The sequence below is a fragment of the Eubacterium sp. AF34-35BH genome (assembly GCF_003477765.1).
GTDB lineage: Bacteria > Bacillota > Clostridia > Lachnospirales > Lachnospiraceae > Eubacterium_G.
This window is the reverse complement of record NZ_QUDZ01000004.1, coordinates 211,297-226,799: the sequence shown is the minus strand read 5'-3', so window position 1 is coordinate 226,799 and position 15,503 is coordinate 211,297. Positions and strand designations below refer to the sequence as shown.

Genomic DNA, 15,503 nt, shown 5'->3' with positions numbered 1-15,503 from the left:
TATTAAAGCATGGCTTTCGTTCTTTGTAATCCTATATTTAATACAACACCTATACCAAAATACAAACTTAACAATGATGTTAACCCATAACTTACAAATGGTAAAGTAACACCTGTATTCGGTAAAAGCATTGTAGCAACTGCTATGTTTACAAGAGTCTGGGTTCCTATTAAAACACCAAAACCATAACAGAACAGCCGTCCCGAATAGGTTGGAGCCCTAGAGCCGGTTATAAAACATTCTAATACAATAAGTAATAATAATATAATAACCGCAGCACCACCAATAAAACCTAACTCTTCACCAACAATTGTAAAGATAAAGTCAGTATGGGATTCTGATATTAAATTACCGTTTTTTACTGATGTAATATCGTTATTATCAAGTCCCTTACCTGTTAAGCCACCGGAACCAATGGCAAGAAGTGAGTTCTCCTGCTGATAACGTAAATCTTTTGCTTTGGCGTTATCTTCCTGAAAGAAACCAACAATTCTTAAATATTGATAGCCATGTAATATTTTGTTATTAGGCTGTGATACATAATATCCTAAAACCAAAACAATTGGTATAGATATAATTATAACTCCGGTAACAATCTTATAATGAATTCCCGATAAGAACATTATAGCACAAAATGTTATAAAAATAACTATAGTTGTTGATAAATCCGGCTCTAAAAATATTAAACCGAATACCATGGCTGCAAATAATGTAACACCGGCAATTGTTTTAAATGTATTAAGTGTTTCTCTTCTTTTATACAAATAGGTTGCAACGAATATAATAAGGAATACTTTTGCAATTTCAGACGGCTGGAATTGAACAAAGCCCAAATCTATCCATCTCTTAGCTCCCTTGCTTGTTGTACCGGCAACCATAACAAGTGCAAGTAAAACAATTGTTGCTGCATATATTAACCAATAAAACTTAAAAACAAATTTATAGCTTAGCAATGTAAAAATAATAAGAACAATAATTCCAAGTGCAAATCCTAGAATTTGTTTAAATTGGAATTCTTCTCCTTCTGTTGCACTTCCAATACAGAAAATTCCTATAAATGTTACTGCTAATACATAAATCAGTAATCTAAAATTCAAATTAGATAATTTGTAGTTTTTAATTGTGCTAAATATTTTTCGTATCATTAAACCTTAACCTCTTTAATTGGTATGTTTGCCATTAGACATGGCCCTTTCTCATGATGTATTTCAACAATACAATTATCTGTATCAATTTCAATATATTTTGAAATAACCCTAATTAAGTCCTTCTTTATGGACTCAGTTGTGTATGGGTTACATCCAATTCTATCTGTTACTAATAATATTTCTAAACGCTCCTTAGCAATTTTACTTGAACGTTTACGTCTGAATAGTTTTCTGAAAATCATCTTGTTACCCCCTTACCGAAAAGTTGCTTGAAAAACATTAATGAAAATTTGTGTTCTTCTTTTTCATAAAGAGGATATGTACCTTCGATTTTCTCTGCAATTTTGTTGATTGCTTTTCCGGATGATGTGTTCATGTTTACTACGGAATCACCTTTATTTGTTGCGATAACAATATTTACATCGTCATTTATGCAACCGATAACATCGCTGTTAAGAATTTCTTTTACGTCCTGACCTGACATCATTTCACCTTTTCTAATAAGGTCAGGTCGTAACTTATTTATTAATAAATAAATAGGATTAATGCCATCTTTTTCAAGAAGTCCTATTATTCTGTCAGCATCTCTTATAGCCGAAACTTCAGGTGTGGTTACAACAATTGCTTTTGTTGCACCTGCAATGGCATTTCTAAAGCCCTGTTCAATACCGGCAGGACAGTCGATTAAAACATAATCAAACTCTTCTTTTAAACATGAAGTCAAATCAATCATCTGTTGTGGTGTAACTGAATCTTTATCTTTGGATTGGGCACTTGGTAATAAATACAAATTGTTGTATCGCCGGTCCTTTATAACAGCCTGTCTTAATCTGCACGTCCCTTCAAGTACGTCTACAAGATTATAAACTATTTGATTTTCAAGTCCCATAACCACATCTAAATTACGAAGACCAATATCTGTATCTATTGCGATAACACTTTTTCCTAATTTAGATAAAGCTATTCCTAAATTGGCGGTGATGGTTGTTTTTCCAACACCTCCTTTTCCTGAAGTGATTACAATTACTTCTCCCATTATTCCCTCCTAAAATAAAATACTTATATTATCTTTTGTACTTTATTTTGGAAAAAATTAATCCTGAGTAGTATTTTTCAAATCTTCACTTTTAACAGCTTTCTTTAAATCTTTATCAGTAAGTTCACCATAATAATACTGTACACAGTTCTTTGCCAATTCTGCTGAATCATGTGATGAGTTGGCAAAAGGTAATACAGTTGATATAGCAATCTTTGGATTGTCATAAGGCGCATAAGCCACAAATAAAGCATGGGAATTACGATGCAAATTCTCCTGAGCAGTACCGGATTTACCGGCAAAAGTTATTTTAGTATCTGTAAAATAATTACGCACAGTACCTGATGTAACTACCTGTCTCATACCTGAATGAATTGCATTCCATGTACTTTGTGATGCTTCTACCTTATTTGTCATTTTAGCTTTGTTGTTTAAAACAAGTTTACCTTTTCTTGATTTAACTTTATCAAGTAATGTTAAATTATAATTTTTACCGCCGTTAGCTACTGTAGATACATATCTTGCAAGCTGCGCCGGTGTATAAGCGTTACTACCCTGTCCAATAGCTGAATGGACAGCACTTTCTGTTGAAAAATGAGGTTCTCTCTCAGTAATTTCAACACCTGATTTCATGTTTAAGCCAAGTTTTGTGGCATATTTTTCCATTTTATCAAGACCAACTGCACTGTCATAGGATGTGCCATTAGACTTACCTAATCTGTAACCCATTTCGTAGAAGAAATAGTTACATGAATTTGCCAAAGCTTCACTAACGTTCTGATATCCATGTGTTCCCTTTGGATAAATCCAACATTTTGGTGACGGTGTTATCTTCTTAAACACACCTGTATCATCAACTGTACTACCAGGTGTAATAATACCTTCAGATAATGAAGCCAAAGCAGTTGTCATCTTGAAAGTTGAACCTGGAGCTGTTGCACCCTGAGTTGATCTGTTATACAAAGGATCTGACTGGTCATCAATTAATTTTGCCCAATATTCTGAATCTACAGAACCTGATAACATATTATTGTCATAACTTGGATATGTTACCATTGCACGAACATCACCATTTCTTGGATCTGTAATTACAACCGAACCTGAACATGGATCAAGAGCAATCTGTGCCGGTGTAATCTTTAATTCTTTTATCTGCTTTACAATAAAGCGGAAAGTCTGATATTTATCAAAGGTTGACAAAGTGTTATAAGCACTCTGGTCCATTTTCAGAACCTTCTGATCAAATAAAAGCATACATATTTCACTGCCGGATATTGTTGAGTCATTAATCAAATACTTAACAACAAGCTTACCAAAAGATGTATTTTTCTTAACGTCTTTTATAATATGATTTACAATTAAATCATAAGTTTCACTTGTTGAAAGGTACTCGTCCTGTACATCAAGGTTATCTAAACTAATCCAGTTCTTCTTTATTGCATATTTTATAAATGCATTTATACTAATCTTTCCATCTACATATTTATTATAAGTGGAATCGTTAGTATCTATGGAAGATGAAATTAATATACCATCATTCTTAAGTAAATCATAAATATAATCACAATATTCCTGAAATTCTGAACTGTAGTCATTATAAACTGCACCGTTAGAATTTAAGTCGGCCTTTAATTTGGCTGTGGCTGTCTGGACACCTGATTTGTATTTACTATATACTCTTGCTTCGTTTGTTGTAGATTTCTTTGATAAGTGTTTCAAACTTACTACATTGTTAGTTACAAGCTGTGCATATACTTTTTTTACAGGTATATAATGCAATTTTTCATCTGTTTCTTTTGATTCATCAATATCATAGTTTACAATTTCTGATATTAAAATTGACGCTATTTTTTTCTCAAGCATTGTATAAACAGCTTTTTGCAATTTAGAATCAATTGTTAGGTAAATGTCATTACCTGCAGCAGAATTTTTCTTTGATATAACACTTAAAACTTTTCCAGTGTTGTCAACAAATATTTTTTCTTCTCCACGTTTTCCCTGAAGATATTCCTCCATTGAGGATTCAAGACCTGATTTACCAACTATATCACTTGCAATATAATTTTTGCCCTGTTTTTTGTATTCTTCTAACTGGGCATCTGAAATTGTTCCTGTATAACCGATAATAGGAGCAAAATATTTGCTCATATTATATTTTCTAATTGTCTGTTCTTCTACTGTAACCCCTGTTAAGTCAGCTTCATTTTCAGAAATACCAACCATTGTTCCATTTGACACATCAGTGGCAATTGTTACACCAACATATTTTTGTGATGATATGGCATAAACATTGTATCTGATTGCCAAAATTTTAAGTAACATTTGGTCACTACATTTTTCTGTAACTTCAAATAAATCATTTTTCAAATAAGAAATGATTTCACCTACTGAAGCATTTGAATAATCATGGTTGTTTTTCTTTAAGGTTTTACCAAAAAGATTTGTCATAAATAATTTCTTTGATGCATCAGATGTGAAATTTTCTTCCCATTTTCCATCATCATTTAATATAATTGGAAAATCTACTGAAATCTTGTCACCGTTTTTTTCGATTATTTTAATTGCTTTTGATACAATAGCATTTAACTGACTATTCTTTTGGTCAGAACTGTCGATTTTATCTTCAATTCTTACGGCATAAGCTAATTCATCATAAGCTAAAACTTTGCCTTTTTTGTCCAAAATCTTTCCTCTTGTACCTGATTTATAAACAGTTTTCTCAGATTTTTGAATATATGTGCTCATGTAATAATTTTCGTTAATTATCTGTAAGTCAAATATTCTATAAATCAAACCTGAAAATAAAGCTATTATTATTACGCTTACGATAAATATTCTTGATTTAATTATTTTTAAAATTGTATATAAAAAATCACTTATCAAAACTTAATGTACTCTCCTGTTTTATTGTTAATATTTTTTCATTTAATAAATAAAATAACTTATAGAATAAAAAGGCTATAAATGTTGTGGCTATCATTTCAGGGAACATTATCTGCCAGAAATAAAAAGAAAAATCTAATTTATTTCTCAATATAAATCTAAAAGTGTAAACTAACAGATTGTATATTAAATCATTAGTAAAAACTAAAACCATTGGCATAAAAACATGGTCGCTGTAGAACATTTTTTTAAATAAGCCACTGAAAAAACCTATATACATATAAATTAATGCATATAAACCAATAACATCACCAAAGAAAATATCCACAAGTAAACCACATATTAAGCCTGTAACCGTTCCATAATTGCAACCACGCATAAAACCAAATATACAGGTTACAAATAAAAGCAGATTAGGTGTGGCAACAATGTTAAAGTTAGCCAGCGAAAATTCACTTTGTAATATAAATGCCATAATTATAATTATTGCTGTTATAATAACTCTAATAATTCTGTGTTTCATGAAAAATCCTTCTATTCATTAATCCTTTAAAACTTCTTTTAATTTTGTAATAACTAAAACTTCATCAATATGCTCAAAGTCTACAATTGGCATTAACTGACCTGATTGGGTAAGTTCGTTTGCATCTTTCTTTGTTTTTGTAACGTAACCTACAGGTATACCCGGTAGAAATTTGTTACTAATTCTTGATGTAACAACCAAATCACCTTCTGAAACTTTTGTTTTTTGTGGAATTTCAGTTAAATTCATGTATCCTTTTGTAATAAGTTTCAAATCACCACTGGCAATTGCTGTGTCGGATGTATTAGCGAAAGATACACTTACACTACTTTCATCATCTATAATTGCACGAACTCTTGCGTAGTTCTTTCCTACACTGGATACAATTCCAACAAGGCCACCACCACTTATAACATTCATGTCAACTTTGATGCCATCATCACTTCCTTTATCAATTGTAAATAAATTAAAGTAATTACCTGTGTCTTTACCAATTACTCTGGCAGCAATTTTTTTATAAGTTGAGTAATCCTTGTCTAATTTGTATAAATCCTGTAAACGTGTAAGCTCATATTTGTTTTGCGCAAGCAAACTGTTTTCCTGAGATAATTCGTTTACCTGCCTCTTTAGTTTTGCATTTTCACTTTTTAGGGATTTAACTGATTTTAAAAGGTCGGCTTTGTTAGTAAACCAGCCTCCAATAGAATTTACTCCGTCCTGTAAAGGTATAACCACTGTTCCTGCAACTGTTTTTATTGGATTTGAAAAACTAGGTGCAACTACAGAAAGTATAAGCGAACCTATACATAACAGAGTCAAAACGAATATTAAAATTTTAGGTTTTATATTTATCTTACTTGGCTTTTTCATATTAATCACCTTATTCTTTTTGTTATATTTTCCTTTGTCTATTATTTAGAATGTGCTTTCTTTCGGCTCATACATTAATTTACGGTATTTTGAATCTGACATAATAATCGAAATACCTCTAATTACTGACTCGCCCGGATTTTTAATAACATTCACATTCAAGTCTGTTTCTTTTTTGATTAACTTATCTAAGTTCTTAATTGATGATGAAGCACCTGTTAAATAAATACCTGCATCAACAATATCAGCAGTAAGTTCCGGTGGAGTTCTTTCTAAAAGATTCTTTATTGCATCAACAATATCATCAAAGAACTGCTCTATTGCTTCATAAACAGTATCCTTTGAAATACCTCTTTCAGATGGAAGACCTGTTATAACGTTTCTTCCGTATACATAAAAGATGTCCTCGTCTGTTACACCGTCTTCCACATACATTGCATCAGATAAAGCTATTTTAATCTTTTCAGCTGTTTTTAAACCTATTAAAATATTATAACGCTTCTTAACGCTTTCACAAATTAACTGGTCTAACATATTGCCACCAATCTTAACAATTCTGCTTATTACTATACCACCATGTGATATAATAGAAACTTCGGTTGTATCAGCACCAATATTAACAATCATGTTACCTTTGGAGCTTGATATGTCTATGCCTAAACCAACAGCATCTGCTATTGGCTTTTCTACGATTTTAATTTCTCTCGCCTTAATATCTGACTTGGCAACTACTTCATAAAATGCTCTTTTTTCAACTTCTGTAATGTCTGCAGGAACTGCAATACAGAATCTACCCATTTTACTGCCTCTTGGACCTGTTAATTTTTTGAAGAACTGCTCAAAAAGCATTTTCATTTTCTTTAAGTCAGCAATAACACCATACTTAATAGGAAATACTACTTCGATATTATCAGGAGCTTTCTCGTACATTTTAAAAGCTTCATCACCTATTTCAAAAAGGTCTGTTTTATTTTTTATTGCTATAATATTTTTTTCATTTAAACTTGTTCTGGTAACACCATTATAAATTTTTATATTGCTTGTACCAAAATCTATTCCGTAAACGCTTTTACTCATGTTTAATCCTTTCAGCTCAGTTTCAATGACTTAATTTCTGTTAAATCATTTAGTTTGAATTCAAGTTTTTTTCATAAAGCCTATATTAGTTTCAAAGCTCGTAAACTGGAATAAGTATTATCACCAATAATAATGTGGTCAATTAATTTAATTCCAATCATTTTTCCAGCTCTTTGAACCCTAATGGTACTGTTGATATCATCTCTGCTGGGTGTTGGGTCACCACTTGGATGATTATGTATTAAAACAATGTTTACACAATTACATCTTAAAGCCTCAACAAAAATTTCTCTTGGAGAAATTAATGACTGATTAATGGTTCCTGATGTAATTAGTTTATCTTTAATTAATTTGCATTTAGTGTCAAGGAACATTACATGCATTTGTTCCTGTTCTAAATGTCTTAATCTTTCCATATAATAATTTGAGATTAATTCAGGAGTTTCAAACTTCACTGAATTATTAAAATTTGACATGGAAATTCTCTTAGCAATTTCTACAACAGCTAGAATCTGTATTGCTTTTACTTTGCCTATACCGTTAATTTTGGTAAGTTGTTCAAAAGAAATACGTGTTAGTGACAATAAACCGTTGTCACTGTCTATTAAGGAGGACGATAGTTCCTTAACATTTACGCCTTTTGTACCATTTCGTAAAATCAACGACAATAATTCGCTGTTGCTCAATGTTTCAACACCATATTTTAATGATTTCTCATATGGTCTTTCATCTTCCGGTAATTGTTTAATTGTATTATTCATTTCTCAACCTTTCCGTTCTCTCCAAGTACAGAAAGTTGTGAAAATTTTAACCTTTGTTATTGTAGCACAATAAAAAAAGCATGTATATGTTTTTTACAATAAAAGACAAATAAAAATTTTTTACTATTTTATTGTAATTAAATCGTCATCAACCATGTTCTGGAATGCTTTTAATATTCCAAGTTTTGCATGCTGCCAGGTAAGACCTCCCTGAAAATATACAGCATAAGGTGGCTTAATTGGACCATCAGCACTAAGTTCAATTGAAGAACCTGACACAAAAGCACCTGCTGCCATAATTACAGGAGCATCATAGCCCGGCATATCCCATGGCTCAGGAGTTAAGTGACTGTCTACAGGTGCTGCTGCCTGTATGCCTTTACAAAAAGCTATAACACATTCAGGTTTTCCAAATTCTATAGCCTGTATAATGTCGTGTCTGCTTTCTGTTCCGTTTGGAATTACATTAAAATTATATTTTTCAAAAAGATTTGCCGCAAAAATTGCACCCTTTAAGGCACTTGCCACAACTGTCGGTGCCAAAAACAAGCCCTGATATAAAAGACTCATAACACCTAAGTTAGCGCCAACTTCTTTACCAAGTCCCGGTGTTGTAAGGCGATATGAACAATTTTCAACACAATCCTTTGTACCACAAATGTAACCGCCAATAGGAGCAAGACCGCCACCCGGATTCTTTATTAATGAACCTACTATCATATCTGCACCTACGTCAGATGGTTCTATGGTTTCAACAAATTCACCGTAGCAGTTGTCTACCATAATCTTAATTTCAGGCTTAATATCCTTTATAAATTTTATTACATTACCGATTTTTTCTACAGATAATGTAGGTCTTGTTGCATATCCTTTGGAACGCTGTATACCAATTAAAGTTACACCGTCTAATTTGTTTTTTATGCCTTCTAAATCAAACTCGCCGTTCTCAAGCAAGTCAACCTGATCGTACTTTACACCATATTCAGCAAGACTTCCTTTTGATGGTCTTATACCGATAACTTCTTCTAAAGTATCATAAGGTTTTCCACTTATGTACATAAGTTTATCACCCGGACGTAAATTAGCAGACAAGGCTAACCCAAGTGCGTGTGTACCACATGTTATCTGTGGTCTTACAAGAGCATCATCTGTGTGGAAAACATCAGCGTAAACTTTTTCTAATGTATCTCTGCCTATATCGTTATAGCCATAGCCTGTTGTTGTGTTAAAGTGTTCCTCTGCCACTTTATTTTTTTGGAAAGCAGATACCACCTTCAACTGATTGTACTCTGCAATTTTGTCAATTTTTTGAAATCTTTGTGATAAATCGTTAATAATTTCATCTGATATATTTAATACATCACTGTTTATGCCCATTCTTTCATATTGTTTCTGTATCTCTTTGTTTAAATTATCCATTTTTTTACCTCTGTATAATACTTTATTTTCTTGTTTGAATAATAACTTTTATTTGTCAATTGCATATAATTATTATTTAATTATATAATTTGTAAATTAATAAAAGTTAATAATTTACTTTGTTAAATAATCTTTACCACTAAATAATTTCTTTGTTTTTTAAAAAATTTAACATTTCATTTAAGACCTTTAATCTGTCATAATTAAATTCATCTATATTTAGCATTGTTACATCTTTTTCTCTTCTAAACCAGGTAAGCTGTCTTTTAGCAAAATGTCTGGTATTTTTTTTGATTAACTCTTTTGTTTCATCTAAAGATGTTTTTCCGTCAAAGTAATTAAAAAGTTCTTTATAGCCGATACCCTGCATAGAAACCAAATCCCTTGTGTAGCCTTTGGCAATTAGTGTTTCCATTTCTTTTAAAAGACCATTGTCAAACATAATATCAACTCTTTGATTTATACGATTATATAATTTATCACGTTTGTCATTTAAAACAAAATAAGCAAAATTATAAGGTGATTTGTTTTCGCGTTCTTTTTCATTATGTTCTGATATTTTTTTGCCTGTTTGTTTATAATATTCCAAAGCCCTAATGACACGTTTTAAATTATTACAGTGAATTGCAGCGGCAGATTCATGATCAACCTCTTTTAACATATCGTGTAAAAAGGCATTACCTTTATCCTTTGCAAGTTGTTCTAAATATTCTCTGTATTCATAATCTGTTTCTGTATCATCAAAATTAATATCATATAACACAGCCTGTATATAGAAACCTGTACCACCAACTATAATGGGAATCTTACCACGGCTAGATATATCATTAATCGCCTTTGTGGCCAGTTTCTTAAAAATGTGTACATTAAATTCTTCTTTTGGCTCTAATATATCTATTAAATGATGGGGAATACCATCGGTTTCTTCTTTTGTAATTTTAGCAGAACCTATATCCATCCCCTTATAAACCTGAATGGAGTCTGCACTGATTATTTCTCCATTTATTTTTTTTGCTAATTGAATGGACAAGTGGGTTTTTCCTACTGCGGTAGGACCTGTTAGAATAACTAATTTATTCATTTTTTCTCCTAAATTATTCGTTTAAACTTCTTTTCTAATTCATATTTGCTCATGGAAATTATAGTTGGTCTTCCGTGAGGACAATTATATGGATTATCTAATTGCAGAAGCTGTTCTATTAGTTTGTCAGCCTCTTCATAAGACAATTTGCTATTCCCTTTAACAGCTGCCTTACAGGACATTGACGCAATTTTTTCATTAATTATGTCAGGCACCATTTTGCCTGTTTCATTAGAAAGATTGTCAACTATGCCCATTAAAACATCTTCGCTGTCTAAAGTGTAAAGGTCTGATGGAACTGCTCTTACAGCATAATCCTGACCACCAAATGGTTCTATTTGAAAACCTATATTTTTAAAGTTTTCTAAATATTTCTCCAGTAACTGACTTTCACTCATAGACAAAGAAAGTATGATTGGAGGATTAATCATCTGACTGCTAATTTCTTTATTTTCCAGTTTGTTCATAAGAGATTCAAACATTACTTTTTCATGCGCTGCATGTTGGTCAATTATATACATTTTGTCGTTATATTCGACGATCCAATAAGTGTCAAATACCTGACCTATTATTTTATGCTTTGGCTTTGCCACTTCACTTAAAAAGTTGTCATACTCTTCAGTAAGCTCTCTTTGAACCATTTTATTATTTGTAATATTATTGATGCTATTTGCTGTTGTGTTATAATTAACATCTTCTTGTAAGGTATTGTTTCCAAATTCAGATGGTGTCATATTTAACTGGTTTGCACCAGTGGTTAAATTGCTATTTAAACTACTATTAAAGCCTGTGTTCAAATCATTGTTTAAATTATTATTTCCCAAATTATCTGGCTCTTTTGGTCCTTCGCCAAAATTATAAAAATCATATTTTACATTTGAACTATTATCGTTTGATAAGTTGTTATTTATTGAATTAACAATATCCTGTCTTTTATTTTCAAAAGGTTCAGGGATGTATTTTATCTGTTCAGCTTTTTCTACATTCTTCTCGAAAGTAACATCAATAATATTTGGCTTTTCTATTAATGCATCATTGATGCATTCTGAAATCATAGGATAAATACTTTCTGATTTCCTGAAACGTAATTCCATTTTGGACGGATGTACATTTACATCTAAATATTCAGGTTTAATTGTAAAATCAATTACCGTAAATGGATATTTGTGCTGCATTAAAATAAATTTATAACCATCTTCTATTGCTTTTGAAATTATATTGCTTTTAATATATCTTCCATTAATAAAATAATTCTCGAATGTTCTGTTTCCTTTGGAAATTATTGCTTTGCCAATATAGCCTGAAATTTTCATAAAGTCATTTTCTTCGTTTATCTCCAGAATATTTTCAGTAATTTCTCTTCCATAGATGCTGTAAATAACATCTTTCAAGTTACCATTACCTGAGGTATGAATTTTGATCTTACCATTACTTTTAAAACTTATTGCAATTTCAGGATGGGATAGAGCAATTTTTTCAATTATATCAGATACATAACCGGCTTCTGTTTGAGCAGTTCTTAAAAATTTTCTTCTGGCAGGTGTGTTAAAGAAAATATTATTAACAATAAATGTTGTGCCCACAGGGATACCGATTTCTTCAAAACCAACTTCTTTTCCACCTTCAATTCTATAGCGGATTCCTTCCATGGCATCAGCTGTTCTTGTTAGAAGTTCAACCTGGCAAACTGCTGCTATACTTGATAAAGCCTCACCTCTAAAGCCAAGAGATGAAACTGTAAGCAGGTCCATGGCAGTTTTAATTTTGCTTGTGGTGTGTCGTAGGAAAGCAATTCTTATGTCCTCCTTGTTTATGCCTTTTCCATTATCAGTTATTCTAATGGATTTAGTACCGCCTTCTTCTATTTCCACTGAAATTCGTGTAGCACCTGCATCAATGGAATTTTCCAGTAATTCTTTAACTATTGAAGAAGGTCTTTCGACTACTTCACCTGCTGCTATTTGATTGATTGTACCTTGATCTAATTCTTTTATTATTCCCATATTATTCCTTTACCAACGGTTTTTTAACTGATTTTGTAATTTAAATAAATAATTTAATCCTTCAATTGGTGTCATTTCACCTAAATTCAATTCCTGAATTTCTTTTATTATTTCATTTTCATTTACTGCATCAAATAAAGTCATCTGGTGCGCTTCTAAATCATCGTTAATGGATGGAAGCACGTTTGTACCAGGCTGTAAGGAAGCTGCAATATTCTTTGCCTTTGCAGTAATATCTGCATTACTTAATTCTGCAACTAATTCCTTTGCCCTGTTTAAAACACTGTCAGGGACGCCGGCAAGTTTTGCTACCTGTATACCATAACTTTTATCTGCACCGCCTTTGATGATTTTTCTTAAAAAGACGATATCATCGCCCTGTTCCTTAACGCTAATACAGTAATTATTTACACCTGGTAGAGTTCCCTCTAATTCTGTCAGTTCATGATAATGTGTAGCAAACAATGTTTTAGCTCCAAGAATTTTCTTGTCACATATATGCTCAACAACAGCCCAGGCTATTGATAAACCATCAAAGGTACTTGTACCTCGTCCAATTTCGTCCAATATTAAAAGGCTGTTTGCAGTAGCATTTCTTAAAATATTTGCCACTTCCGTCATTTCAACCATAAATGTACTTTGTCCACTTGCCAAGTCATCTGAAGCACCTACTCTTGTGAAAATCTTATCGCATATAGAAATATTAGCTTCTTTTGCAGGCACAAATGAACCTATTTGAGCCATTAAAACTATTAAGGCTGTTTGTCTCATATAAGTTGACTTACCTGCCATGTTAGGACCTGTTATAATGGACAATCTGTTTTTGTTTGTATCTAAAAATGTATTATTTGATATAAACATATTGTCGGGTATCATTTTTTCAACCACAGGATGTCTGCCGTCTTTTATGTCAATAACACCTTTTTCATTTATCTTTGGTTTTACATAGTTATTATGTTCTGCAACATAGGCTAAAGAAGCAAAAACGTCAATTTTCGCTATGGCTTTTGCAGTCATTTGAATTCTGTTAATCTGATTATAGATTTCATCTCTTACTGATGTGAAAATATTATATTCCAATGAGAAAAGCTTATCTTCAGCACCAACAATAATTTCTTCCAGTTCTTTTAATTTGTCAGTTGTGTATCTTTCAGCATTAGTTAAAGTCTGCTTTCTAACATAATAATCAGGCACAAGATTTTTAAAGGAATTGGATACCTCTATGTAATAACCAAATACTTTGTTAAATTTGATTTTTAATTTGGTTATGCCTGTTTTTTCTTTTTCCTGAGATTCTAAATCAGCAAGCCAACCTTTGCCTTCTGTTTTAGCAGAGCGTAACTTATCAATTTCTTCATTAAAACCGCTTCTTATGATACCGCCTTCCTTTATATTAATCGGTGGATCATCTGTAATTGAATTAGTAATTAACGAAGTTATATCCTCTAATGTATCAAGTTGCTCATATAATTCTATAAATAAAGGTGATTTAAAATCCTTTATAATATTCTTAATATGCGGCAACATCTCCAATGACGTTTTAAAAGCGATTAAGTCTCTTGGGTTAGCTGACTTGTAGGAAATCTTACTAAGAAGTCTTTCCAAGTCATAAATTGGAGATAAATACTCTCTTAATTCGTCTCTTGTTATAATGGATTTATTTAACTCTTCAATTACTTTTTGTCTGTTGATTATTTTTTCTTTAGAAATTAGTGGCTGTTCAATGTATCCTCTTAAAGTTCTGGCACCCATTGCTGTTTTTGTTTTATCAAGTACCCATAAAAGTGAACCACGTTTTTGTTTTTCCCTTAAGGTTTCACATAACTCAAGATTACGTCTTGTAGATGTATCAAGAATCATAAATGTACTTGTTGAATAAGGTACTAACTTAGATAAATGTGTTAATGAATTTTTCTGTGTTTCATACAAATATTTAAGTAAGGAACCTGATGCTATAACACCAAGTGACATTTCAGAAATTCCAAGACCTGATAAGTCCATGATTCTAAAATGATCTTTTAAAACTTCTGAACAGTTATTTTCGTCAAAATACCATTCTTCCAGCTCAAATACTGAAATGGAAAGTCTGTTCTTAATATCGTCAATATCCATACCACACATTAAAAATGCATGATTACAGATGATTTCAGTAGGCATGAATTTATTGATTTCATCAAGAACATTTCTTTCAGAATAAACTTCTGTTACATAATAATCACCTGTAGTAACATCAGCTATTGATATGCCAAACTTACCACCGATATACGCAATTGACATTAAGTAGTTGTTTTTGCCTTCGTCCATTGCAGTAAGGTTTAAATTAGTACCCGGTGTAACAATTCTTGAAACTTCTCTTTTTACTAAGCCCTTTGCAAGTGCAGGATCTTCTGCCTGTTCTACAATACAGACCTTATAACCTCTTGTAACTAATTTATTTATATACATGTCAACGGCATGGTAAGGAACACCGCACATTGGTGCCCTCTCCTCTAAACCACAACTTTTACCTGTTAAAGTGATTTCCATAACTTTTGATGCTTCTAAGGCATCGTCAAAAAACATTTCATAGAAATCTCCTAAACGATAGAAAATTATACAGTCTTCATGCTGTTTCTTTGTTTCTAAGTAATTTTTCATCATTGGTGTAAGACTTTCAAAATGATTGTCCCACACATCTTTCATCATTTGCGGTAAACTCATAA

12 protein-coding genes are annotated in these 15,503 nt (G+C 31.8%); all 12 read right to left on the bottom strand.

The annotated features are described in order from the left end of the window. Nucleotides 1-2: 2 nt before the first annotated feature. The 12 genes from DWZ69_RS06285 to mutS all read right to left on the bottom strand — a co-directional run bounded on the left by DWZ69_RS06285 (nucleotide 3) and on the right by mutS (nucleotide 15,501). On the bottom strand, nucleotides 3-1,145 hold the full coding sequence (locus tag DWZ69_RS06285) for an FtsW/RodA/SpoVE family cell cycle protein (RefSeq protein ID WP_118436483.1): 1,143 nt from the start codon (nucleotides 1,143-1,145) through the stop codon (nucleotides 3-5). After that, the gene (gene minE, locus DWZ69_RS06280; RefSeq protein ID WP_117999599.1) at nucleotides 1,145-1,390 is read right to left on the bottom strand and encodes a cell division topological specificity factor MinE; all 246 of its coding nucleotides are present in this window, start codon (nucleotides 1,388-1,390) and stop codon (nucleotides 1,145-1,147) included. Before minE ends, DWZ69_RS06285 begins: the two co-directional genes overlap by 1 nt. Continuing rightward, on the bottom strand, nucleotides 1,387-2,184 hold the full coding sequence (gene minD / locus DWZ69_RS06275; RefSeq protein WP_117999598.1) for a septum site-determining protein MinD: 798 nt from the start codon (nucleotides 2,182-2,184) through the stop codon (nucleotides 1,387-1,389). Before minD ends, minE begins: the two co-directional genes overlap by 4 nt. Nucleotides 2,185-2,241: 57 nt before the next feature. Further along, nucleotides 2,242-5,067, bottom strand: a complete 2,826-nt coding sequence (locus DWZ69_RS06270; RefSeq protein WP_117999597.1) for a penicillin-binding transpeptidase domain-containing protein — start codon at nucleotides 5,065-5,067, stop codon at nucleotides 2,242-2,244. Then, nucleotides 5,057-5,590, bottom strand: coding sequence for a rod shape-determining protein MreD (gene mreD / locus DWZ69_RS06265; protein WP_022166104.1), 534 nt, complete (start codon nucleotides 5,588-5,590; stop codon nucleotides 5,057-5,059). Before mreD ends, DWZ69_RS06270 begins: the two co-directional genes overlap by 11 nt. 18 nt (nucleotides 5,591-5,608) lie before the next feature. Next, nucleotides 5,609-6,460 (bottom strand): rod shape-determining protein MreC, encoded by an 852-nt coding sequence (gene mreC, locus DWZ69_RS06260; protein WP_117999596.1) that lies wholly within the window; start codon nucleotides 6,458-6,460, stop codon nucleotides 5,609-5,611. A gap of 45 nt (nucleotides 6,461-6,505) precedes the next feature. Continuing rightward, the gene (locus DWZ69_RS06255) at nucleotides 6,506-7,537 is read right to left on the bottom strand and encodes a rod shape-determining protein (protein WP_199521889.1); all 1,032 of its coding nucleotides are present in this window, start codon (nucleotides 7,535-7,537) and stop codon (nucleotides 6,506-6,508) included. Nucleotides 7,538-7,617: 80 nt separating this feature from the next. After that, entirely contained in the window at nucleotides 7,618-8,298 is a 681-nt protein-coding gene (radC, locus tag DWZ69_RS06250) for a DNA repair protein RadC (RefSeq protein ID WP_117999594.1), read from the bottom strand. Between the two features lie 123 nt (nucleotides 8,299-8,421). Further along, a complete protein-coding gene (locus DWZ69_RS06245) occupies nucleotides 8,422-9,717 on the bottom strand; it encodes a methionine gamma-lyase family protein (protein WP_117999593.1) in 1,296 nt (431 codons plus the stop codon). A 139-nt stretch (nucleotides 9,718-9,856) separates the two neighbouring features. Next, a complete protein-coding gene (gene miaA / locus DWZ69_RS06240) occupies nucleotides 9,857-10,798 on the bottom strand; it encodes a tRNA (adenosine(37)-N6)-dimethylallyltransferase MiaA (RefSeq protein ID WP_117999592.1) in 942 nt (313 codons plus the stop codon). An 8-nt stretch (nucleotides 10,799-10,806) separates the two neighbouring features. Then, nucleotides 10,807-12,801, bottom strand: coding sequence for a DNA mismatch repair endonuclease MutL (gene mutL, locus DWZ69_RS06235; RefSeq protein ID WP_117999591.1), 1,995 nt, complete (start codon nucleotides 12,799-12,801; stop codon nucleotides 10,807-10,809). 9 nt (nucleotides 12,802-12,810) lie between these two features. Further along, nucleotides 12,811-15,501: a DNA mismatch repair protein MutS gene (mutS, locus tag DWZ69_RS06230; RefSeq protein ID WP_117999590.1), complete on the bottom strand. Its 2,691-nt coding sequence runs from the start codon at nucleotides 15,499-15,501 to the stop codon at nucleotides 12,811-12,813. Nucleotides 15,502-15,503 lie beyond the last annotated feature (2 nt).